15 protein-coding genes are annotated in these 23,733 nt (G+C 59.0%); 3 read left to right on the forward strand and 12 right to left on the reverse strand.

The genetic code is table 11. The features are described 5' to 3' along the window. Window positions 1–32: 32 nt before the first annotated feature. From ACE3SE_RS12410 to gltB, 8 genes are all read right to left on the reverse strand, one after another. Window positions 33–1,928 carry a hypothetical protein gene (locus tag ACE3SE_RS12410; RefSeq protein ID WP_374555677.1) on the reverse strand — a complete coding sequence of 632 codons (1,896 nt, stop codon included), beginning with the start codon at window positions 1,926–1,928 and terminating at the stop codon, window positions 33–35. A gap of 19 nt (window positions 1,929–1,947) precedes the next feature. Further along, window positions 1,948–2,691: an SDR family NAD(P)-dependent oxidoreductase gene (locus ACE3SE_RS12415; protein WP_374555679.1), complete on the reverse strand. Its 744-nt coding sequence runs from the start codon at window positions 2,689–2,691 to the stop codon at window positions 1,948–1,950. Window positions 2,692–2,699: 8 nt separating this feature from the next. Next, complete coding sequence (locus ACE3SE_RS12420; protein ID WP_374555681.1) at window positions 2,700–3,995, reverse strand: FAD-binding oxidoreductase; 1,296 nt, start codon at window positions 3,993–3,995, stop codon at window positions 2,700–2,702. Continuing rightward, window positions 3,992–5,428 (reverse strand): UbiA family prenyltransferase, encoded by a 1,437-nt coding sequence (locus ACE3SE_RS12425; RefSeq protein WP_374555683.1) that lies wholly within the window; start codon window positions 5,426–5,428, stop codon window positions 3,992–3,994. The genes ACE3SE_RS12420 and ACE3SE_RS12425 overlap by 4 nt, the downstream gene beginning before the upstream one ends. 115 nt (window positions 5,429–5,543) lie before the next feature. Next, window positions 5,544–6,881 (reverse strand): O-antigen ligase family protein, encoded by a 1,338-nt coding sequence (locus tag ACE3SE_RS12430; protein ID WP_374555685.1) that lies wholly within the window; start codon window positions 6,879–6,881, stop codon window positions 5,544–5,546. Window positions 6,882–7,127: 246 nt separating this feature from the next. Next, entirely contained in the window at window positions 7,128–8,546 is a 1,419-nt protein-coding gene (locus ACE3SE_RS12435) for an FAD-dependent oxidoreductase (RefSeq protein ID WP_374555687.1), read from the reverse strand. A 65-nt stretch (window positions 8,547–8,611) separates the two neighbouring features. Then, window positions 8,612–8,974, reverse strand: a complete 363-nt coding sequence (locus ACE3SE_RS12440; RefSeq protein ID WP_374555689.1) for a four helix bundle protein — start codon at window positions 8,972–8,974, stop codon at window positions 8,612–8,614. Between the two features lie 33 nt (window positions 8,975–9,007). Then, window positions 9,008–13,456 (reverse strand): glutamate synthase large subunit, encoded by a 4,449-nt coding sequence (gltB, locus tag ACE3SE_RS12445; protein ID WP_374555691.1) that lies wholly within the window; start codon window positions 13,454–13,456, stop codon window positions 9,008–9,010. Window positions 13,457–13,719: 263 nt separating this feature from the next. Here gltB and ACE3SE_RS12450 point away from each other — a divergent pair, with 263 nt between their 5' ends. After that, a complete protein-coding gene (locus ACE3SE_RS12450; RefSeq protein WP_374555693.1) occupies window positions 13,720–15,270 on the forward strand; it encodes a phospholipase D-like domain-containing protein in 1,551 nt (516 codons plus the stop codon). A 493-nt stretch (window positions 15,271–15,763) separates the two neighbouring features. Continuing rightward, a complete protein-coding gene (locus ACE3SE_RS12455) occupies window positions 15,764–18,019 on the forward strand; it encodes an arginine/lysine/ornithine decarboxylase (protein ID WP_045846677.1) in 2,256 nt (751 codons plus the stop codon). Between the two features lie 53 nt (window positions 18,020–18,072). Here ACE3SE_RS12455 and ACE3SE_RS12460 read toward each other — a convergent pair whose 3' ends face one another. Next, window positions 18,073–18,852, reverse strand: coding sequence for a ferredoxin--NADP reductase (locus ACE3SE_RS12460; RefSeq protein ID WP_062788833.1), 780 nt, complete (start codon window positions 18,850–18,852; stop codon window positions 18,073–18,075). A gap of 101 nt (window positions 18,853–18,953) precedes the next feature. Beyond that, a complete protein-coding gene (locus tag ACE3SE_RS12465) occupies window positions 18,954–20,099 on the reverse strand; it encodes a trans-sulfuration enzyme family protein (protein WP_374555695.1) in 1,146 nt (381 codons plus the stop codon). Between the two features lie 321 nt (window positions 20,100–20,420). Here ACE3SE_RS12465 and ACE3SE_RS12470 point away from each other — a divergent pair, with 321 nt between their 5' ends. Further along, window positions 20,421–22,076 (forward strand): AMP-dependent synthetase/ligase, encoded by a 1,656-nt coding sequence (locus tag ACE3SE_RS12470; RefSeq protein ID WP_374555697.1) that lies wholly within the window; start codon window positions 20,421–20,423, stop codon window positions 22,074–22,076. Window positions 22,077–22,138: 62 nt separating this feature from the next. Here ACE3SE_RS12470 and ACE3SE_RS12475 read toward each other — a convergent pair whose 3' ends face one another. Both ACE3SE_RS12475 and ACE3SE_RS12480 read right to left on the reverse strand, forming a co-directional pair. Continuing rightward, complete coding sequence (locus ACE3SE_RS12475; protein WP_062788883.1) at window positions 22,139–22,798, reverse strand: amino acid ABC transporter permease; 660 nt, start codon at window positions 22,796–22,798, stop codon at window positions 22,139–22,141. Between the two features lie 113 nt (window positions 22,799–22,911). After that, on the reverse strand, window positions 22,912–23,694 hold the full coding sequence (locus ACE3SE_RS12480) for a transporter substrate-binding domain-containing protein (RefSeq protein ID WP_045846684.1): 783 nt from the start codon (window positions 23,692–23,694) through the stop codon (window positions 22,912–22,914). Between the last annotated feature and the right edge of the window lie 39 nt (window positions 23,695–23,733).

Raw genomic sequence — 23,733 nt, forward strand, 5'->3', positions numbered from 1 at the left:
ATCTTTCCTTGATACATTATCAAAATCAAGAATCAAACGTGGCGTATGAAATAAGGAATAAACTCAACAGTGATAACCGGTTGCCACAACATAATTTTGGAGTCAGACAAAATTGTAATACTGCTCACTTTTTGATTTACCAATGAAGCATCCTGTGAATAAACCAGATTGAACTGGTTAGTGGTTTCAATAAGAGGAGAAACCACAAAGCCGGAACTCATCATGCCGGATACCACATGGAATGATCTGACTTGGCCATTGACCAGTTTCAGCCGTGCCGATAGTAAGCCTGGCTTGAATAACAGGGAAACCAGGTTACCCGGCATGTTTTTCTGCACATGAACCCGCATCATCACCAGGCTACCGTTTTGCGGTACGGAGATGGCTTCACCCAGATGTGCCGTGCGCTTTTCAAGCCCGGCCGCAGACAGCTGCATGATTGGTGGCTGTGTATTCCGTGCCAGCTGAAGATAGTCATTAAACAGACGGACTGGGTGGTATCCCTGCCACAGTGCCATCCAGCTGGCACCATCTTCCAGGGATGGCAAACGCTCATCGATGGGCTGGACCTTGAAGAAAATGTTGGCCGGAGCACGCGATGAAGACAGATGCTGCAGGTTGATTTGTGAGAGTGTGTCGGTATAAACCGAATAACTCTGGAAAATGGGACGAGGCCGCCAGTCATTCCCCGTGGCAATCAGAAAGGCTTGGTCATAGGAATAAACATCACTGCTGCCATGCAACAAGGGAAACTTTCCCTCTTTGGCAATTTCCGTCATGCGAACCTTGTAACGCTGCGTGATGGCATCTGGCTCGAAAAGGCGATAGTAGCTCCCCTTGAAGAGATTGCCATACGTTGAGGCGACTGCCTGCAATGCCTGCTTGGGGAGTGGTTTGTTATGCAGGGCACACACACCGAGCCAGACAATGAACGACAAGGCCAGCACAGAGCGGGCGTTTCTGCTGTCAACCCGGGAGCAAACCAGGACCGCACAAATGGCGAGGCTGCTGGCGGCAATCACCGCGTGGCCATCATGTCTGACGAAGCCGGCCTTGAAGGTAATGAACAAAGTGACAAACAGACAGGCCAGAAAGAGCATCTTGTCGAAAAAATGCAGTTCCAGCTCTCTTGCAGCGACAACCAGCAGCAGGATGGCCGCCAGCAGGTACAACAATAGTTCACTGACGCGGCTGTTGTAGGCCATCGCCTCGGTATAACCCGAAATGATCGGGAGCATGGACCGGAAGTAATCCGGCAATGCATCCATCGGCTGTCCTGCCAACCACCAGAATCCGGCCATGGCGGCAAAAGGAAGTATCACCACCAGAGCGGCGAGCAGCCATTGCTTTCTTCTGAACAGGAAGGCAGAGGAAAGCACCATTCCGCACAGACAGGTCACCAGAAACGACCCTTTGACCAGCACAATCATGCCGAAGGGCGCAAACAAGGCCGAGACCAGCAGCAACCTGCCCAAGTATTGCCCTGGCATCCGCAGCAGGCTCCAGTCCAGCCTGGTCAGCGCAGCAAACACCAACAGCGGATAGACCAGGAAACGCGGATCAAACGCGAAGTTGACCGCCAAAACCAGTACCAGGAACAGCGTCATCCGCAAGGACAAACTGGCGAAATTCAGAATCGCGGCCAGAAAGAAACAACTACCCAGGAAAAAACCTGACCAGAGCATGCTGTGCGCGACGGCAGGATGGTATTTATTGGCATAGACCGATGCGTAAGGCCCGAATGTAAAGATCAGGTCGCGACCAAACACCATGCCCTTGGCCAAGGCCTCGTTGACTCCCAGTTGCCATGATTCGTCCAGACCACCGGATGGCATACCGGGCATCAAAGGGACAAAAACTGCATACACAGTCAGGAGCAATAGCCAGAACTGGAATTTGCTGCGGTTCGAGGTGAAATTCGGCTTCATGTAATCGCGGTTCTGCTGGTCAGATATTCATCTGGTTGAAAATGACACGAGGCAAATGCCGGATGATAAGCATGATCAACTGCCACTTGGCCGGTGCATAAATCACGGCCTTGCCGCGCGCCACACCGGATACGATATTGCCGGCCACCTGCTCCACGCTCGCCAGTTTTGCGCCGCTGCTCTTGAGGTGAGCGGTCATCGGGGTGTCGGTCGGGCCTGGCTTGACCAGCACCACCTGAATCCGGCTGCCGGCAAAGCGATGTTGCAGGCCTTGCGCATAACGCGTCACCAGGCCTTTGGCGGCGCCATACACATAATTGGACTTGCGGCCGCGATCCCCCGCCACCGAGCCAATCAATACCAGCTTGCCCTGCCCTGCCTGTTCCAGATGCGTGGCAAAGGCTTCGGCAAACAGCACCGGCGAAATGGCATTCACTTCCAGTGCGGTACGATTGTCCTGCAGGTCTTGCTGGCAAAGCGCCTGCTCGGGCAGGGAGCCATGGGCGATCAGTACAATGTCCGGACTGATGGTGGCGCAGGCCTGCTCTACCGTACTGGCAATGGCCTCCGGCTGCAGAAAGTCGCTGCAGATGGTCTGGATCCGGCACTGCGGAGCACGCACACGCAAATCCGCAGCAACCCGGTCGGTACGTTGTAGATCGCGTCCGATCAGCACCATTTCGTCCACACCTTGTTGCAGCCACAGGCGGGCACAATGCTCGGCCATGGCGGAGGTGGCACCCACAATCACAATTTTACGCATGCTAGACATCAGTATCCGATCAGACGGCGTGACAGGGCGGAACTGAGGCCCGGATCACGATAGTTGAGGAATTCGGCAAGCCGGGGATAGCCGGCCTCGAACAAATCGCGCGGCATGCGCGCATCCTTGGCCATGTACAGCCTGCCACCGGCTTCGCGCACGATGGCATCAAGCCTCTCGAACAAGGCCAGGGTCGGTGCGCCCTTGTTGGGGAAATCCAGTGCCAGCGTCACGCCCGGCTGTGGAAAGCTCATCATGCCCAAGGCCTGGCGGTTACCGAAAGTTTTCAGCACAGCCAGGAAGGAACCTGCACCGGAACGGGTAATTTCTTTCAGCATGGCAGCGACGGCATCCTGGCCAACGTGCCGTGGCACCACACTCTGGTATTGGTAAAAGCCGCGCGGGCCATAGATGCGGTTCCACTCCAGCAAATTGTCCAGCGGATAAAAATAGCTGGCATAGTGCTGGATACGGCGCCCGGTTTTACGTGCATGTGCATGGAAATAAGCCGCATTGAAGGGGCGCAAGGACAGCGGATTGATGAGTGAAACCGGCGGCACCAGGGGAACCGTCAATGCCTTGGCCGCGGGTTCCGGTTGCCGGTTGTCTGCCGTGGCAGGATTGCCGCGCATGAAGATGCCACGACTGTGACTGCCAGACATGCAGTCGATCCAGGACACGGTATGTTCCCATTGTGCCTCGGAGGCATCGGCCAGCTCAAAAAAGTCATCCAGCGAATGGTAAGGACGGGTTTCCGTCTCCATCCACGGCCCGGCTACCGGCCGCAATTGCAGGCAAGCCTGGGTAATCACACCGGTCAGCCCCAGCCCGCCCACGGTGGCGGCAAACCAGTCTGCATTCTCTGTCGGACCGCACTCGATGACGCTGCCGTCAGTGCGCAGCAGGCGCAGCTGGCGGACATGGTCGCCAAAGGAGCCGTGTACATGATGATTCTTGCCGTGTACATCGTTGGCGATGGCACCACCTACGGTCACCAGCTGGGTGCCGGGAGTGACCGGCAGGATCCAGCCCCGGGGAATGAAAGTGCGCTGGATATCCCGCAGCAGGATGCCGGCTTCGCACACCAGCAGGCCAGTCTCAGGGTCGAATGAAACGTAGTGATCCAGCGCGGTGGTTTTCCACAGCGCACCCTGTGGATTCAGGCAGCTGTCGCCATAGCTGCGGCCCATGCCGTGTGGCAATGCGCGTTGCCCATCGGCTAGCGGGGGTAAGCTGCGGGTACTGGCAAGCATGCTTACTGCATGTGGCTCACCACTGAGCCGGCCCCATGAATACACCTTCATGCCATGCCTCCTACCGAACCGGCCAGCAGCAACAGGGCAAACAGCAGTCCGGCCATCAGGCTTGCCTTGTCCTTGACGGCAAACACCAGCGGGTCGTCATGCATTTCGCCGCGTGCCGCGCGCAGCCACATCCAGCTGATCCAGAACAGCATCACCGGCACCGTTCCCCAGATCCACTCCGGGTGACGGTACAACAACAGCACTTCCTTGCTGTTCAAGTACATGGCCAGCACCAGTACGGCGGAAAATCCTGAAGCAACCCCCAGCATTTGCACCAAGGGCGCATCTGTTGAGTAATAACCACGGCCATGGGCCTTGTGCTTGTTGTGCAGGATCTGCATTTGCAGTTCGGCAAAGCGTTTGACAAAGGACAGCGACAGGAACAGAAAACCGGAAAAAGCCAGCAACCAGAATGACATGCTGATGGATACTGCTGCCGCCCCGGACAGTATGCGCAAGGTGTAGAGCAAGGCCAGGGTCAGACAATCGACCAGTGCCAGCTGCTTGAGCTTGAGCGAATACAGGCAGGTCAGCAGAAAATAGCCCACCAGCCAGGGCAGGAAACTGCCACCCACCTGGCAGGCAATGCCAAAGCTGGCCAGCAGCAACATGGGTGCGGCAATACAGCCCTGCCAGACCGGGACCGAACCCGAAGCAAACGGACGCTGGCATTTGCGCGGATGGGCGCGGTCGCTTTCCAGGTCCAGCAAGTCATTGGCGATATACACCGACGACGCACACAAGCTGAAGGCGAGGAAACCCAACAGCAAGGACAGCCATGCATCCATGTCGGCAATGCGATGGGCGGCAATCAAGGGAATGAACAGCAGGATGTTCTTCAGCCACTGGTGCATGCGCAATACGCGCCGCCAAACGGCAATGCCCTTGCAAGGACCGGCGAATACCTTTTCGACATCTACGCAACTTTCAGCATCTTGCTGCACGGTAGCTGATGCATTCACCACGACACCCTTGCGTGCGCGCTCCCAGACTGCAATATCGGCAGTGGAGTTGCCCGCGTAATCGAAACCCTTTTCACCAAAGCGCTGCACCAGCGCATCAGCCTTGTTGGCTCCCGCCAGATTGACGGCCCCTTCGCTAGCCATCACCTCGTCAAAGACCTGCAGGTGCTCAGCAATACGTTGGGCAATTTTCTGGTCGGATGCAGTACACAGGATCAGCCTGCGCCCCTGGGCATGTTGCGCGCGCAGCCAGTCCAAAAAAGGCTGGTTATAAGGCAGGCTTGCCGGATTGAAATCACCTGCTGCTGCCACTTTTTCCTTGAGGACTGCCTTGCCTTGCAGTAGCCAGCCCGGCAGACAAAACGCGGCAAGCGGCTTGGTCTTCAACATGCTCAAGGTGGACTCATGCAGCATGTCGGAGTAAATCAGCGTTCCGTCCAGATCGACACACAAGGGGGGATGATTATTCATTGTCAATTGTTACATCCTGAACAGCAAACATGGGGACATGGCAAGCGGCGTGATTAAACTACAAGATCCGGTATCGCCTAAGCGCAGGGACAGCCGCCAAATTGTCGAATCCACATCAATAACCTTGGCCTGGCTTGGCCATGGCAATCATCTCTGCCAGCAAGGCACCGGCCACAAACAACAACAACTGCAGCATGTGATCGCGGAAGATGCTTTCGTTGAGCATGCGCCCCAGGAAACCACACACCATCAGCATCAGCATCAGCCCGCGCACATCCTGCTGATAGCGGAAGCGCCGGTAGCCGGTGACAAACAGGCTGGCACAAAACAGCAGCCACAGCACAATGCCCGGCACACCCAGAGCCAACCCAAGGTCGATGAAGCCGCTATGGGCATGCCCCAGATTATTCTTGATGCCCAAGCTAGTGGCAGCCTGGGCAAATACTTCGCGCATGAAGCCGAATCCAAGGGGATGGCTGGCAATCATGTCCAGACCACTGTGAATCCAGGCCACGCGTTTGAAGGCCGAGTCATCCACCGGTTCGCCGTTTGACATCAGCGGCAGGGGGCCTAGCTGCGTCCAGCTGGGATGATGCTGGTAGTCCCAGCCTGCAGCCACGGACTCGGTAAACGCCAGATTGCGACTGTCCTGCTTGATGGCATACACCACCAAGCTACTCAGCGTTCCAATCACCACCAGCCAGATCAGCAATAACTTGGCCCAGCCATGCTTCACCCCCTGGAAAATGGAATATAACAACAGCATGGAAAAGCTGAGGTAGACCATACCTATCATGCCGTTGCGCGCAGCAGCATGCAGGCTGACGAACACGAACAAGGCCAGAATGGCCAGCAGCCATGGTTTGCTGATGCGGCTGACCCGTTGCCGGCCCCAATGACCAAAACACAGGGTAGCGACGACAAAGGCCAGCACAAAGTTGATCAGGAAGGTGAACTCAAGATACGTGGGTGTGGAAAATGTTTCGCGATAAGGCCAGGTACCAGTCGCAAGATACTGGTAGGCCTCAAGGCCGAACTCGGCCAGCGCCAGCGCTACCCCACCGGCAATCACGACATCAATGATGGAATACTTGCGCCATACCCGGTACAAAACCATCCCGATAAAGAACCACAAGGTAGCCATGCCCAGCTGGCTGCGCAGTTCCGCCATGGAAATGGCTGGCCAGCGTGATAACAACAAGGTATGCAGAGTGGCATAAGCCATGAACAGGGCCAGCAGGATGATGGGATATCTGGCAGCGCGGAAGGTGGGCCAGCTGTGGCGCAATAAAGGCAGCGCCAACAGCAGCAGGCCGCCTTGCAAGGCATAGCGCAGCGCTACCGTATGCCCCACACTGCATACGGCAACATAGATGAAAGACAGCAACAGTACCGCTATTGCGTGCCAGCCCTTGCTGGCCGCCGTGTCGCTGATCGACAGGAAACGACTCATGAATACCTCATACATGGCAAACAATGATGGCCAGGCATGCATCTCGCCGTGTACACACGGTGTGCAGGCAGCCACATTCCAAAATGCGTGCGGACCGAGCAGATGGTGTGCAAACCAGTCTGCATAATCAAAATCAAAAACGGCACATTGTAACAGCTGCCTTGAGTACAGCCACATACCGCATGCGTAAAGAAAAAGCCCGCTATACGGCGGGCTTCTTTACTCAAGCAATCAGGCAGTCCCTGCTTACCACACCTGCAGGTAGCTCAGGATGCCTTCTGCCGCCTGACGGCCTTCGAACACGGCACGCACCACCAGGTCGGCACCGCGTACCTGGTCGCCACCGGCGAAGATCTTGGCGTGGCTGGTCTGGTACTTGAACCTGGACTTTTCCGAGGCGATGGTGCGGCCATTGGGCTGGCTGCTGATGCCGGCGCGGTCGAACCAGCTGGCTGCTTCCACCTGGAAGCCGAAGGCGATGATGACGTGGTCGCACTCGATGCGCTCTTCGCTGCCCGGTACGATTTCGGCATTGCGACGGCCACGGGCATCCGGCTCACCCAGGCGGGTTTCGGCCAGGATCACCGCCAGCGCGCCATTGGGCAGTTGTTCGATGCCCACCGGCTGACTGTTCCAGCGGAATTCCACGCCCTCTTCCTTGGCATTGGCCACTTCGCGCTTGGAGCCCGGCATGTTTGCCTCGTCACGACGGTAGGCGCAGGTGACGCGCTTGGCACCCTGACGGATGGCGGTACGGTTGCAGTCCATGGCGGTGTCGCCACCACCCAGCACCGCCACGCGCTTGCCGGCCATGGAGATGGCAGGCTCGTCTGCAGGCAGGGTTTCCATGCACTGGCGCACGTTGTTCACCAGATACGGCAGTGCTTCCAGCACGCCTGGCAGGTCTTCACCGGCAAAGCCACCCTTCATGTACTTGTAAGCACCCATGCCCATGAATACGGCGTCGTACTGTTCCAGCAGGGCTTCGATTTCGATGTCCTTGCCGATTTCGGTATTCAGCACGAATTCCACGCCCATGCCTTGCATGATTTCGCGGCGGCGCTGAACGACTGCCTTTTCCAGCTTGAATTCCGGGATGCCGAAGGTAAGCAGGCCGCCGATTTCTTCGTAGCGGTCATATACCACCGGCTTCACGCCGTTGCGTACCAGCACGTCGGCACAGGCAAGGCCTGCCGGGCCGGCACCGATGACGGCAACCTTCTTGTCGCTCCAGATTACCTTGGACATGTCCGGACGCCAGCCAGCTTTATAGGCTTCGTCGGTGATGTATTTTTCGATGCTGCCGATGGTAACGGCACCGAAACCACCCTGATTCAGCGTGCAAGAGCCTTCACACAGGCGGTCTTGCGGGCATACACGGCCGCAGATTTCCGGCAGGCTGTTGGTCTTGTGCGACATTTCGGCCGCTTCGAACAGCTTGCCTTCAGTCACCAGCTTCAGCCAATTGGGAATGTAGTTGTGTACCGGGCATTCCCATTCGCAATAGGGGTTGCCACAGGACAGGCAGCGCCCGGCCTGGTCGGCGGCGTCCACCTTGTGCAGCGGTTGATAGATTTCCTTGAACTCAATCTTGCGCACCGCGGCTTCAACTTTTTCGCCGGGGTTGCGGGAGAGCTTCATGAACTGAAAAACATCACCTGACATCGTTTTCTCCCTGTTTGGGAGTGGGGAGTCGGGAGTGGGGAGTAACCCCGGCCCGACCAGCCCACTTAATCTTTCAATTTGTTTCGCAAACTGCTGATCAATGCAGAAAGCAGCTTTCCGGTTTTGTTAAGTGCCGGGATGGCAGTATGTTGCTGCGGGAGATAACCCAACCGAACCGCGAGTTCCAGCTGTGTATCCATCTCGCTGAGTGAGCCGCGTGCCACTACCAGAAAATGGACATAGTCTCTGGTTGTACTGCGTGCGGCTCCTTCAGCAATATTGGAAGGAATGGACACTGCTGCACGCCTGAGCTGGGCTGTCAGGCCAAACTTTTCTTCGGCGGGAAAGCTGGCAGTCAATTGATATATCAACTGCGCCAGGTTCATGCTTTCCTTCCATGCCTGTAGCTGCTTGTGCGGCTTGTCCACTCCCTACTCCCTACTCACCACTCCCGGCTTACCTCAATCCTTGAGCAGGCTGTCCAACGTGGCGGCCTTCGGCTTCACCAGCCAGAAGTAGTCCACGTAGTCGTCGAAGTTTTGCAGCATGGCGCGGCCGGTTTCGGAGCCGGTCAGCTCGACATGCTTGGCAATCTTCTCCAGCAGGAAGGCACGGTACATGCCCATTGCTTCGCCGTTGATCAGATGAATATCGACCAGTTCATTGTTGTAGCGGTAGGCAAAGCGCTCGCCCGGGTCGTAGACGAAGGCGAAGCCACCGGTCATGCCGGCACCGAAGTTGTAGCCGGTTTCGCCCAGCACGATGACGGTACCGCCGGTCATGTATTCGCAGCAGTGGTCGCCCGCACCTTCGATGACCGCCAGCGCGCCGGAGTTACGCACACCGAAACGCTCGCCGGCCACACCGGCGGCAAACAGCTGGCCACCGGTGGCACCGTACAGGCAGGTGTTACCGATGATGATGGCTTCGCCGCTTTCATACGCCGCATTCTTCGGCGGGTAGATGGTGACGCGGCCACCGGCCATGCCCTTGCCCACGTAGTCGTTGGCATCGCCTTCCAGTTCCAGGTGCAGGCCAGGCGCGTTCCACACGCCAAAGCTCTGACCGGCGCTGCCGGTGAACTTGACCTTGAGACAGCCAAACGGCAGGCCAGCCGCACCGTGTACACGGGCGATTTCGCCGGACAGGCGGGCACCGATGGAACGGTGGATGTTCTCGATCGGGTAGGACAGCTCCAGCATTTGCTTGTTATGGATGGCAGGCAGCGCATCGGCCAGGATCTGCTCGGCCAGCTCGCCCTTGTCGAAGGACGGGTTGCTGTCGCTGATGCAGAAGCGCGGCACATCATCCGGCACCGTGCCTTGCGACAGCAGCGGCGACAGGTCCAGCTTGGCTTGCTTGGTGGTTTCTCCTTCCAGCAGTTCCATCAGGTCCATGCGGCCGATCAGCTCTTCCATGCTGCGTACGCCCAGCTTGGCCATCCATTCGCGGGTTTCGCGGGCGATGAACAGGAAGTAGTTCATCACCATTTCCGGCAGGCCGAGGAAGTACTTGGAGCGCAGCTTGATTTCCTGGGTGGCCACGCCGGTGGCGCAGTTGTTCAGGTGGCAGATACGCAGGTATTTGCAGCCCAGCGCCACCATCGGGCCGGTACCGAAGCCGAAGCTTTCCGCACCGAGGATGGCTGCCTTGATCACGTCCAGACCGGTTTTCAGACCACCGTCGGTCTGCACCCGTACCCGGCCACGCAGGCCGTTGGCACGCAGTACTTGTTGTGCTTCGGACAGGCCCAGTTCCCACGGCGAGCCAGCATATTTCACCGAGGTCAGCGGCGACGCACCAGTACCACCGTCGTAACCGGAGATGGTGATCAGGTCGGCATAGGCCTTGGCCACACCGGCGGCAATGGTGCCCACGCCCGGCTCAGCAACCAGTTTTACCGACACCAGCGCGGTCGGGTTGACCTGCTTCAGGTCGAAGATCAGCTGGGCCAGGTCTTCGATGGAGTAAATATCGTGGTGCGGCGGCGGCGAAATCAGGCTGATGCCTTCCTTGGCGTGACGCAGGCGGGCAATCAGGCCGGTGACCTTGTCGCCCGGCAGCTGGCCACCCTCACCCGGCTTGGCGCCCTGGGCCACCTTGATCTGCAGCACTTCGGCATTCACCAGGTAATGCGGGGTGACGCCAAAGCGGCCGGAGGCCACCTGCTTGATCTTGGACATCTTTTCGGTGCCGTAGCGGGCGGCGTCTTCACCACCTTCACCGGAGTTGGAACGGCCACCCAGACGGTTCATGGCGGTTGCCAGTGCCTCGTGGGCTTCCGGCGACAGCGCGCCCAGCGACATGCCGGCGGAGTCGAAACGCTTCAGAATGGCTTCGATCGGCTCGACTTCGTCGATGGAGATCGGCTGTTCGGCCAGTTTCACCTTCATCAGGTCGCGCAGCATGGCTACCGGACGGGTGTTCACCGTGTCGGCGTATTGCTGGTAGGCCTGATAGTCGTCGTTCTGTACCGCTTTTTGCAGCAGCTGCACCACGTCCGGGTTGTAGGCGTGGTATTCCTCGCCGTGCACGTACTTGAGCAGACCGCCTTGCGAAATCGGGCGCATCGGGTTAAAGGCAAAGCGCAGCAGTTGTTGCTGGTCGTCTTCGAAGTCCTCGAAGCTGGCACCGGATACGCGCGACACGGTGCCCTTCAGGCAGAGGTCCACCACGTCCTTGTGGATGCCCACGGCTTCAAACAGCTGGGCACCGCGATAGGAGGCGATGGTGGAAATACCCATCTTGGACAGCACTTTGAGCAGGCCCTTGTTGATGCCCTTGCGGTAGTGCTGCAGTGCTTCGTTGATCTTGCAGTTGACCACGCCGCTGTTCACCAGGTCGATGATGCTCTGGTAAGCGAGGTAAGGATAAACCGCGGTGGCGCCATAACCGATGACACAGGCCATCTGGTGCGCGTCGCGCACGGTGCCGGTTTCCAGCAGGATGTTGGTCTTGCAGCGCAGGCCGCATTCAATCAGTGCATGGTGTACTGCACCGGTGGCAAACAGCGCATGGATGGGCAGACGGCCCTGGGTGATGATGCGGTCGGACAGCACCACGATCACCGTGCCTTCCTGAACGGCTTCGATCACGTGCTGGCACAGCTTTTCGATGGCTTGCTTGAGCGAGCTTTCGTTCGGGTCGTAGCACAGGTCGAAGGTGGTGGCCTTGAGATAGGTTTCCGGACGAGTGGTAACGCGCACGAATTTTTCGTGCGACAGCACCGGCGAACGTACTTCCAGACGCTTGGCGTGCTCGGCGCTCTCTTCAAACATATTGCGTTCCGGGCCAAACACGCTGTTTAGCGACATCACCACCGCTTCGCGGATGGGGTCGATCGGCGGGTTGGTCACCTGGGCAAATTGCTGGCGCAGGTAGTCGAACGGCGAGCGCACTTTCTGGCTGAGCACCGCCATCGGGGTGTCATCACCCATGGAGCCGACAGCTTCCTGACCGTCTTCGGCCAGTACGCGCAGGATCTGGTCGCGCTCTTCAAAGCTGAAGTTGTACAGTTTTTGCAGACGGGACAGTTCTTCCTTGCTCACCGCCTCGATGCCGGCATCGTCCTCGATCGACAGTTCCAGATACTTGGCACTGTCCTTGATCCACTGGCGATACGGCTTGGCGCTCTTGAGCATGGCGTCGATGTCTTCCGGCATCAGCAGCTCGCCGGTTGCCAGGTCGGCAGCAAACAGCTGGCCCGGCTTCACGCGGCCCTTGCGCAGTACGTCTTCCGGCTTGTAGTCCCACACGCCCACTTCGGAGGCGATGGTGAGGATATTATCCTTGGTCAGCACCCAGCGCGCCGGGCGCAGGCCGTTGCGGTCCAGCATACAGGCGGCGTAGCGGCCATCGGTCAGCACGATGCCGGCCGGGCCGTCCCACGGCTCCATGTGCATGGAGTTGTATTCGTAGAAGGCGCGCAGGTCCTTGTCGGTGGAGTCGACGTTCTGCCAGGCCGGCGGCACCAGCAGGCGCAGCGCACGGAACAGCGGAATGCCGCCCATCAGGAGGCCTTCCAGCATATTGTCCAGGCTCATGGAGTCCGAACCGTCGGTCTGCACGATAGGGCGCACGGCGTCCATGTCGAGGTGCGGCGAGGCCATGATGCGCTCGCGGGCACGCGCCCAGTAACGGTTGCCCTGCACGGTGTTGATTTCACCGTTGTGTGCCAGGAAGCGGAAGGGCTGTGCCAGCTTCCATTGCGGCCAGGTATTGGTGGAGAAGCGCTGGTGGAATACCGCCAGGCTGGATTCAAAACGCGGGTCGTTCAGGTCCAGGAAGAACTTGGGCAGGTTTTCCGGGGTCACCAGGCCTTTGTAGGACAGGGTGTGCGGCGACAGCGTGGGCAGGTAGAAGGACGGATCGTCCACCTTGTTGGCTTTTTCGGCCTGACGACGGCCCATGTACAGACGACGCTGGAAAGTCAGCTCGTCCATACCGAAAGGACAGTTCACAAAGACCTGGGAAATGGCAGGCAGGCTGGCCAGTGCGGCTTCGCCACAGGCGCTGACATCGGTCGGCACCACGCGGAAACCGGCCACTTCCAGTTGCTGGGCTTCCAGGAATTCCTTGAGGCGACGCAAGCTGCGTGCACCGATTTCACTGTCGGGGTGGTGGAATACCAGACCGGCGGCGTACACTGCCTTCAGCGCGATGTCGGCCTCGGCGGCTACTTCACGCAGGAAACCGTCCGGCTTGCGAAACAGCAAGCCACAGCCGTCGCCCGACTTGCCGTCTGCCGCCACCGCTCCACGGTGTGTCAGTTTGGCCAGCGAGGAGATGGCGGTTTCCACCAGCCAGTGGCTGGGTTTGTCGTCCAGTTGGGTGATAAGACCGAATCCGCAGCTGTCCTGCTCGAAATCCGGGTGGTACAGGGTACCCTGCAACCAGCGCTGTCTGTCCATTGCTCTGTCCTGCTTATAATTGTGAATCGAATGAATTGATTCTAAGGGCAACTTGCTTGACCTTGCAACCAGTTATTGCCAATTTTCTCGCAACGCAATAACCTTTATTTTTCAAAGACTTGATTTAAATTTTCGCCAAAAAAATCAGGGAAAACCCGTAAAAAAAGTCCATTTTTCTTCCAGTTTTGTGACACCCATATTCAAAATTACGACCCATTCTGGTGCACGACTGGCAAATCCAAAATGGCCAAAACCGCCAATTAATGAATATTGTAGGACAACATACATCACTCACCATGCGTAGCGACAGCACTACAGCCCCCGCTCAGGATTTCGTGCGCCAGCTGGCCGACCAGGCCTTCTCGCGTTCGGCCGGAGCACCGCTGATTGCCGGCAATCTGGTCAGGCTGCTGTACGACAGCACGGACAACTTTCCGGCCTGGAAACAGGCCATTGCCGCAGCAGAAGAGTCGGTGTTCATCGAGATGTATATCGTGGCCAACGACGCGTTTGGCCGTGAAATCCGCCAGTTGCTGGCCGACAAGGCCGCGGCTGGCGTCAAGGTATGCCTGCTTTATGACTGGCTGGGCAGCTGGCGGCCATGGCTCACCGGCTTTTTCCGCCCGCTGCTGGCCGCCGGGGTCGAGGTGCGGGCCTACAATCCTCCCACGCTGACTGGCGGCCTGAGCCTGCTGGGGCGCAATCATCGCAAGCTGATCGTGGTGGACCGGCAGGAAGCCTTCATTTCCGGCTTGTGCATCAGCTCCAGCTGGGAAGGCCGGCCGCAAGACGGCATTGCCCCGTGGCGCGACACCGGCCTGTCCTTGCGTGGCCCGCTGCTGAGCGAGGCCATGGCAGCGTTTGCGGACAGCTGGGCCAGTTGTGGCCCGGCGCTGGACGCGCACTGGCTGGATTTTCCCACCCCGATCCCGGACAGCGGCACCATTGCCGCCCGCCTGATTGCCACCACCCCGTCCACCGCCCACATGATGCGGCTGGATTTGCTGATTGCCAGCTTTGCCCGCCGTACCCTGTGGCTGACCGATGCCTATTTCATGGGTACCAGCACCTATCTATCCGCGCTGAAACAGGCGGCGCGCGATGGCGTGGATGTGCGGCTGCTGGTGCCCCGCTCCAGCGACATCCGCTGGATTGCCACCGTGTCGCGCACCATGTACCGGCCACTACTGGAATCCGGCGTGCGGGTATTCGAGTGGAACGGCCCGATGATTCATGCCAAGACGGCCGTGGCAGATGGCCGCTGGGCGCGCATCGGTTCAACCAACCTGAACATTTCCAGCTGGCTGGCCAATCGCGAAATCGATGTCGCCATCGAGGACGAATGCGTGGCTGGCGAACTGGCCGCCCGCTTTTTGCAGGATCTGGAACAATCCACCGAAGTAGTGCTCAGCGGTCACAAGCGCACGCCGGTGTTGACCCACCCGCGCCAGCGCCAGCAAGTCTCCTTCCTGTTTCCCAGTGCCGGGCATGCAGCGCGCAGTGGGGCCAGTGCGGCCGCCCGGCAGGCCGCGCGCATTGGCGATGCACTGGGTGCCGTGGTGCGCGGTACCCGCAGCATAGACAGCAGCGAAGCCACCGCCTTTCTCACCATCGGCCTGAGCCTGCTGGGCTTTGCCGTACTGGCCGCCCTGTTTCCCTGGCTGGTGGCCGGCCCGCTGGTTTTCCTGCTCACCCTGAGCGGTGGCGCCATCGTGTTGAAGGCGCTGGGCCTGTATCGGCGGCGCAATGAAAAAAAACAACAGTTGGCCGAGACAAAAAATAATCTCAAACCGCCAGTCCCGCCTGCGGGCTAAACCGTCTTAAAACAATCCTTTAAGCCTGCTGCGTCCTGCTGAAAGCCTTGCCAGACAAGGATTTCAGCAGGATATTTGATCAAACCTGCAGAATATTTTCACTCTCTGATATTGCCTTGCAACACAAGCACGGTAAAAGGACTACAATGCGCGCTTTCTTGGGATGTTCTCCAAGCCGGCCGACGTGAAGGACGCACGCTCATCGTGCTCCCTAAGGAAGCCGGGGATCTGCGGCCACTCCACGTCAGCCTGCAGGATGCACCCCGGTTTTCGTGCGCACCGCGGCGCAAAGCGCCCCGTTTTTACGCGCCTCAAGGCCAGCCTCGCCAACCCGGCGACTGCGCCCCAACGCGCACCGAGTGACACTGCAGCAAGCTGCGGGCCGACAGGCGTTACAGGTGCACGGTAGTGTCCTTGCCCATGGCAAGGGCTGCCTTCCTGAATGGCCATCCCCGGCTGTGGTGTCCGAGTTTTGACCGACAAGGACTCAGGTATGCGTTTTCACTTCCCCATCGTCATCATCGACGAGGACTTCCGCTCGGAAAACACCAGCGGCTCCGGCATCCGCGAACTGGCAGCAGCCATGGAGGCCGAAGGCATGAGTGTGATTGGTTACACCAGCTATGGTGACCTCACCTCTTTTGCCCAGCAGCAAAGCCGGGCAGCCGGTTTCATCCTGTCCATCGACGACGAAGAGTTCCAGACCGACGACGCATCGGAAAACGCCCTGGGCCAGCTGTACAGCTTTGTGGCGGAAATCCGCCGCCGTAACCCGGACATCCCGGTATACCTGTATGGCGAAACCCGTACCGCGCGCCATATTCCCAACGACATCCTGCGCGAGCTGCATGGTTTCATCCACATGCACGAAGACACGCCGGAATTCGTGGCGCGCCATATCATCCGCGAATCCAAGAGCTACCTGGACAGCCTGGCCCCGCCGTTTTTCCGCGCGCTGGTGGACTACGCCCACGATGGCTCCTACTCCTGGCACTGCCCCGGTCACTCCGGTGGCGTGGCCTTCCTGAAGAGCCCGGTCGGCCAGATGTTCCACCAGTTTTTTGGCGAAAACATGCTGCGCGCCGACGTGTGCAATGCGGTGGACGAACTGGGCCAGCTGCTGGACCACACCGGCCCGATTGCCGCCTCGGAACGCAATGCAGCGCGCATTTTCAATGCCGACCACCTGTTCTTCGTCACCAACGGCACCTCTACTTCCAACAAGATCGTTTGGCACAGCTGCGTGGCAGCCGGTGACATCGTGCTGGTGGACCGCAACTGCCACAAGTCCAACCTGCACGCCATCATGATGACCGGTGCCATTCCGGTATTCCTGATGCCCACGCGCAATCACTACGGCATCATCGGCCCGATTCCCAAGTCGGAATTCCAGCTGGAAAGCATCAAGAAGAAGATTCTGGCCAACCCCTTTGCCCGCGAAGCACTGGAAAAGAACCCCAAGCTCAAGCCGCGCATCCTCACCATCACCCAGTCCACCTACGATGGCATCCTGTACAACGTGGAAGAGATCAAGGGCCTGCTGGATGGCGAAGTGGACACGCTGCACTTTGACGAAGCCTGGCTGCCGCACGCCAGCTTCCATGACTTCTATGGCGACTTCCACGCCATTGGCGAAGGCCGTCCGCGCTGCAAGGACAGCCTGATCTTCTCCACCCAGTCCACCCACAAGCTGCTGGCCGGTATCAGCCAGGCCTCGCAGATTCTGGTGCAGGACCCGCAAAACCGTCAGCTGGATACCGCCTGGTTCAACGAGGCCTATCTGATGCACACCTCCACCAGCCCGCAATATTCCATTATTGCCAGCTGCGACGTGGCAGCCGCCATGATGGAACAGCCGGGCGGCCAGGCACTGGTGGAAGAATCGCTGGTGGAAGCACTGGACTTCCGTCGCGCCATGCGCAAGGTGGACGAGGAATACGGCAACGACTGGTGGTTCAGCGTATGGGGCCCGGACGAGCTGTCCGACGACGGCATCTGCGACCCGGTGGACTGGGAACTGAAACCCGGCGCGCACTGGCACGGTTTTGCCGGCATCGAAGAAGGCTTCAACCTGCTGGACCCGATCAAGGCCACCGTACTGACCCCGGGTCTGGACGTGGACGGCAGCTTCGAAGAAATGGGCATTCCAGCCGCCATCGTCACCAAGTACCTGACCGAACACGGTGTGGTGGTGGAAAAAACCGGCCTGTACAGCTTCTTCATCATGTTCACCATCGGCATTACCAAGGGCCGCTGGAACACGCTGATTTCGCTGCTGCAGCAGTTCAAGGACGACTTCGACAAGAACCAGCCGCTGTGGCGCGCCATGCCGGACTTTGTCTCGCGCTACCCGCAGTACGAACGCGTGGGCCTGCGCGACCTGTGCCAGCGCATTCATGCGCTGTACACCAAGCACGACATCGCCCGCCTGACCACCGAGATCTATCTGTCCGAGATGGAGCCGGCCATGCGTCCGGCCGATGCCTTTGCCAAGATGGCGCACCGCGAGATCGAACGCGTGCCGGTAGACCAGCTGGAAGGCCGCGTCACCGCCGTGCTGCTGACCCCGTACCCGCCGGGTATCCCGCTGCTGATTCCGGGCGAGCGTTTCAACAAGACCATTGTTGACTACCTGCGCTTTGCCCAGGCCTTCAACCGCGAACTGCCGGGCTTCGAGACCGACGTGCACGGCCTGGTGGCCACCGATGTGGAAGGCCGCAAGGTGTACTGCGTGGATTGCGTCAAGTAAACGCGAACCATCAAGTCAAAAGCCCCACTGCAGTGGGGCTTTTTTGTTTTGGCTTACCAGCCGTTCTCCAGCACCAGATGGCCAGGAGCGCTCAGCCGGCTCAGACGGAAGCCCATTTTCATCAGCTGGCGGTGGGTGTCCTCCACCATGGCCGGATTGCCACAGATCATGAAGCGCGAACGCTCCACTGTCAGCGGTAGTCCGGTCGCCTCGGCCAGCTCACCGCTGGCCAGCAAGGCGGGGATGCGCTGTTGCAACATGCCCGGTTCGGCCTGACGAGTTACCACCGGCACATAGTGCAGCCGGTCGCCCCACTCCGCCCACAAGGGGTGCTGGCGCAGTGCGTCAATTTCGCTGCGGTAGGCCAGTTCGCTGACCTCACGCACACAGTGCACCAGCACGATATGGGCAAAACGCTGCCATACCTCGGGCTGCTGCAGGATGGACAGATAGGGTGCCAGACCCGTACCGGTGGCCAGCAGCCACAGGTCATCGCCATCGGGCAGACGGTCCACGGTGAAGAAACCGTTGGCCTTGTTGTCCAGCAATACCGTGTCACCCACCTGCAAACGCGCCAGGCGCGAGGTGAACAGCCCGTCCGGCACCACGATGGAGAAAAACTCCAGATGCTCGTCCCAACTGGCGGAAGTCATGGAATAAGCCCGCCACACCATGCCGCCGTTTTCCAGCGGCAGGCCCAGCCGGGCAAACTGGCCGGGGACAAAACGCCAGGATTCAGGGCGGCTCAGGCGAAAGCTGAACAGCTTTTCACTCCAGTGCTGCAAGGAAAGAATGGTCTGGGTGGTGTATTTTTCTGCTGCGGGGGCGCTCATGAGCAATACCTTAGTAATTTACTCAGGTAATTTACCGCATCAGGGCCGCCGCAACAAGCCAGACCCGGCTTGCCGCGCAGCCCGTTTCACATCTTGACGGCTTAATCGGCCAGTGCCTGTGCCAGATCCGCCAGAATGTCTTCGATATCTTCCACGCCGATGGACAGGCGCAGGCCGCCTTCACGGATGCCCAGTGCAGCTTTCTGTTCCGGTGGCATACCGCCGTGCGACATGGTGTAGCTGTGGTTGACCAGCGATTCCACCCCACCCAGCGATTCGGCCAGTGCAAACAGCTGCAGCTTGCTGGCCACCCGGCTGGCTTCGGCACGGGTGTCTTCCTTCAGCCAGATGGTGACGATGCCGCCAAAGCGACGCATCTGCTGTTTGGCGATGTCATGGCCAGGGTGGTCGGCAAAGCCGGGGAAGAATACTTTTTCCACCTTGGGATGGCCCTGCAGGAAGGCCGCTACTTGTTCGGCATTGTCGCAGTGGCGGTCCATGCGCAGGTGCAGGGTCTTGATGCCGCGCAGGGTGAGGAAGCAATCCTGCGGCCCCGGCACGCCACCGGCCGAGTTCTGGATGAACTTGATGTCGGCAAACAGCTTGTCGTCGCTGACCGCCACCAGTCCCAGCAATACGTCGGAATGGCCGCCCAGGTATTTGGTGGCGGAATGCACCACGATGTCAGCGCCCAGGTCGATGGGGTTCTGCAGATACGGCGTGGCAAAGGTGCTGTCCACCGCCACCACCGCGCCATGCTGGTGCGCCATGGCAGACAAGGCGGTGATGTCCACCAGGTTCAGCAGCGGATTGGTGGGCGACTCCAGCCACAGCAGCTTGGTGCGCGCGCTGATGGCTTGCTGCAAATTGGCCGGGTCGGTCAGGTCGACAAAAGTCACCGTGATACCGGCCGGTGCCATCACCTTGGTGAGCAGGCGATAAGCGCCACCGTAGAGGTCGGCCACGGCAATCACTTCGTCACCCGGTTTCAGCGTGGCGCGCAGTACGGCATCAATGGCAGCCATGCCGCTGGCAAAAGCCAGGCCGTGCCTGGCGTTTTCCAGACTGGCGAGGCAGCTTTCCAGCGCAGCGCGAGTAGGCGTACCGGTGCGGGCATAGGCAAATGGCAGTTGCTCGCCGACTTCGGCAAATTCAAAGGCCGAGGTTTGATAAATGGGGGGCATGACCGACTTGCAGTGCTGGCTGCTGTCATAGCCGGAATGGATGGTCTTGGTGGCAAATTTCATTATTGTTCCTGGTGGTCCTGTGCCAGTGACACCCTGATCAGGACGACAGTTAGCGCCCGACGACCAAGCAATACCAATGGCATGAATAACTGCACGATCATGACTGAAACCGGCACTTTACCGGCAATTTATTGATTATTCCCAAAAACAGACCGCAATTTTCTTTACACCGAAAGGGAATAGGGCTAATTTGCGCCGTCCTTGAATCAAACATTTGTACGAATGAAGCTAGAACGCGCTTTTGACATCCTCTTTCATCAATTGGAAAGCCTGCCGCGGCCAGATTGCCTGAGTGGCAAAGTCGACGGAAAGTGGCAATCCATGAGCAGCAGCACCGTGATGGAGGCTGTCAATGCACTCAGCCTGGGTTTGTTGCAACAAGGCATTCAGCGTGGCGATACCGTGGCCATTGCTGCCGACAACTGCCCCGAATGGGTGATTGTCGACTTTGCCCTGCAGCAGATCGGTGCCATCAGCGTACCGCTCTACCCTACCTGCACGCTGGAAGATGCACGCTATATCCTGGAGCATGCCGCGGTCAAGCTGGCGTTTGTCGGCAGCAGCGCATTGCAGCGCAAGCTGGAACAGGCGCTCTGTGGCCGTCCCTGCCCTTGCTATGGGCTCAAACCGCTAGACGGCCTGCCATGCTGGACGGCGCTGCGCGATGCCGGACGCCTGGGCAAGCTGCAGCAACTGGCGCTGCTGCGTAACAGCATCCAGCCGGATGATGTGTTCACCATCATCTATACCTCCGGTACCACCGGCCGCGCCAAGGGCGTGATGCTGTCCCACCGCAATGTGGTCAGCACCGTCACCGCCACGGCAGATCATACCCGCCTGCCCGCCGGCCAGTGCCGGGCGCTGAGCTTTTTACCGCTGTCGCACATTTTCGAGCGCGCCGGCGTGCTGTATTACCTGCTGACCGGCAGCGGCGTGTATTTTTCCAGCGTCGAGGCGCTGTCCGGCAGCCTGGCCGAAGTCCGCCCGCACACCTTCAGCGCGGTTCCCCGCGTGCTGGAGAAAGTGCATGAAAAGCTGCACGCCAGGGCTGCCACGCTCAAGGGCTGGCAACGCCGCTTCTATCTGTGGGCACTGGCACAGGCCGAAGCCTACGAACCGAACCAGCCGCCACGCGGTCTGGCCGCCATCCGGCATGCCATTGCCGACCGTCTGGTATACCGCAAATGGCGCGCAGCCATGGGTGGCGAGTTACGCTGGGTGAATGTGGGCTCTGCTGCCTTGCAACCGCGTCTGGCTCGGCTGCTATGGGCCAGCGGCATTGCTGTGGCCGAAGGCTATGGCATGACGGAAGCCGCGCCGGTGATCACTGCCAATCCCTTTTCGCCAGACAAGGTACGCATTGGCAGCGTCGGCATCGCTCTGCAAGGGGTGGAACTGAAACTGGCTGAAGATGGCGAAATCCTGGTGCGCGGCCCCAATGTGATGGTGGGCTATTACCGCGAGCCGGAACTCACTGCCGAAACCCTGCAACAGGGCTGGCTGCATACCGGGGACATCGGCGTGCTGGAACAGGGCTATCTGCGCATTACCGACCGCAAGAAGGAAATGTTCAAGACCAGCAATGGCAAGTACATCGCGCCGCAGTTGCTGGAAAACAAGCTGAAGGAATCGGCCTATATCGACCAGATCATGGTGGTCGGCGATGGCCAGAAATTCGCTGCCGCGCTGATTGTGCCGCTGTATGAAAAGCTGCAGGAATGGTGCCAGGAACAGGGCATCACCTATACCAGCCATAGTGAAATGCGGCTGCATCCGCGCATCGTGGAACTGATAGAACGCGAGATCAAGCGCTTCAACCGCCACTTTGGCAGCTGGGAGCACATCAAGAAGTTTGCCCTGCTGGACAAGCCCTGGTGTGTGGACGCCGGCGAACTGGCTCCCACACTGAAGCTGCGCCGCAAGGTCATCAGCCAGCGCTGTCAGGCCTTGATAGAAAGCATGTACCGCCACGCCTGAGTGACAGGCCAGTCATGAAAATCCCCGCCTTGTGCGGGGATTTTTATTGCCCAGTAGCGCATTCAGCGCTGATGTGCCATGTCCAGCTTGCGCTCCACCCGCTTTTGCAGGCGCTCGAAGCTGGCACTCATTACCCAGTACAGTGCCGCAGCACCCAGATAGAGCGGCAGCGGCTGAAAGGTCTGGGCAATCACTTCCTTGGTGGCCAGCATCAGCTCGGTCACGGTAATGACCGACACCAGCGAGGTGTCCTTGATCAGGCTGATCAGCGAATTGGACAGGCTGGGCACGGACAGGCGCAAAGCCTGCGGTGCCACGATGTAGCGCATGGTCTGCCACCAGCTGAAACCCAGCGACAGCCCGGCATCCCATTGGCCACGCTCCACCCCGGCAATGCCGCCACGCAGGCTTTCCGACAGATAAGCCGCCACATTCAAGGTCAGGGCGATGATGCCTGCCGGTACCGGGTCCAGTTCGATACCAATGCCGGGCAAGCCGTAATAGATCACAAAAATCTGCACCAGCAAGGGCGTGCCGCGCATGGCGCTGACGTAAAAAGCCACCAGCTGCGATAGCACCGGCACCTTGCCCACCCGCAGCAAGGCCACCACGAAGCCCAGCAGCAAGCCCAGCACCATGGCCACCACGGCAAACATCAGCGTGTACAGCGCCCCTTTCAGCATTACCGGCAGGGCCGCCGCAATCAGATCTGCCCACTCCATGTTTTTATCCCCATTCAGAAACACTTGCGCCCCTGACCGGCAGGGGCGCAGCAATCAGCACATTCTAATGGTACTGAAGGCAAAACACGATGGCCGCACGGGGCCAGTCCTGCTTACTTGGCGGCGGTCGGTGCCTTGGACACATCGATACCGAACCACTTCACCGAAATCTTCTTGAAGCTGCCATCGGCCTTCATGTCATTCAGTGCCTTGTCCACCGCCTGCTTGAACTTGGGGTTGTTCTTGGCAAACGGAATGCCCATGGTGGTGACATCGCCTACCGGATGACCAGCCTTCAGCGGCAGCTTGGCTTGCTTGATGGCAAACGGAATCAGCAGGCTGTCGTTGAGTGCCGCGTCAATCCGACCAGAGGCCAGGTCTTGCAGGTTTTCCGGCGCAGACGGGTATACCTTCACCTCGATACCGTTCACTGCCTTGACCATGTCAGCGTAGTTGCTGCCCTGGCCCACGCCCACTTTCTTGCCTTTCAGGTCGTCCAGCGACTTGAATACGCGCGTCTCGTTCTTGCGGACGATCAGCTGGGCACTGGAGAAGGTGTAGGGCTGGGAAAAGTCGAAGGTTTCCTTGCGCTTGTCGGTAATGCCCACCTGGTTGACCACCACGTCAAACTTGCCTGCCTGCAGGCCAGCCAGCAGACCACTCCACTCGCCGGTGGTGAATTCCGGCTTCACCTTCAGACGCTTGGCCACTTCGGTGGCCACTTCCACATCAAAACCGGTCAGGTTCTGCTGGGCATCCTTGAAGGTGAAGGGCGGGTAAGTGCCTTCCACGGCAATTTTCAGGGTACCGCGCTGCTTGACGGTATCCAGCAGGTCAGCAGCCATGGCATGGCTGGCAAAAGCGGCAAACAGGGACGCACACAGGATTTTTTTCATTACAGATCATCCATCAGATTATGAAAACAGAAACCTTCC

It is taken from the genome of Aquitalea pelogenes (assembly GCF_041914625.1).
In the GTDB taxonomy this organism is placed as follows: domain Bacteria; phylum Pseudomonadota; class Gammaproteobacteria; order Burkholderiales; family Chromobacteriaceae; genus Aquitalea; species Aquitalea pelogenes.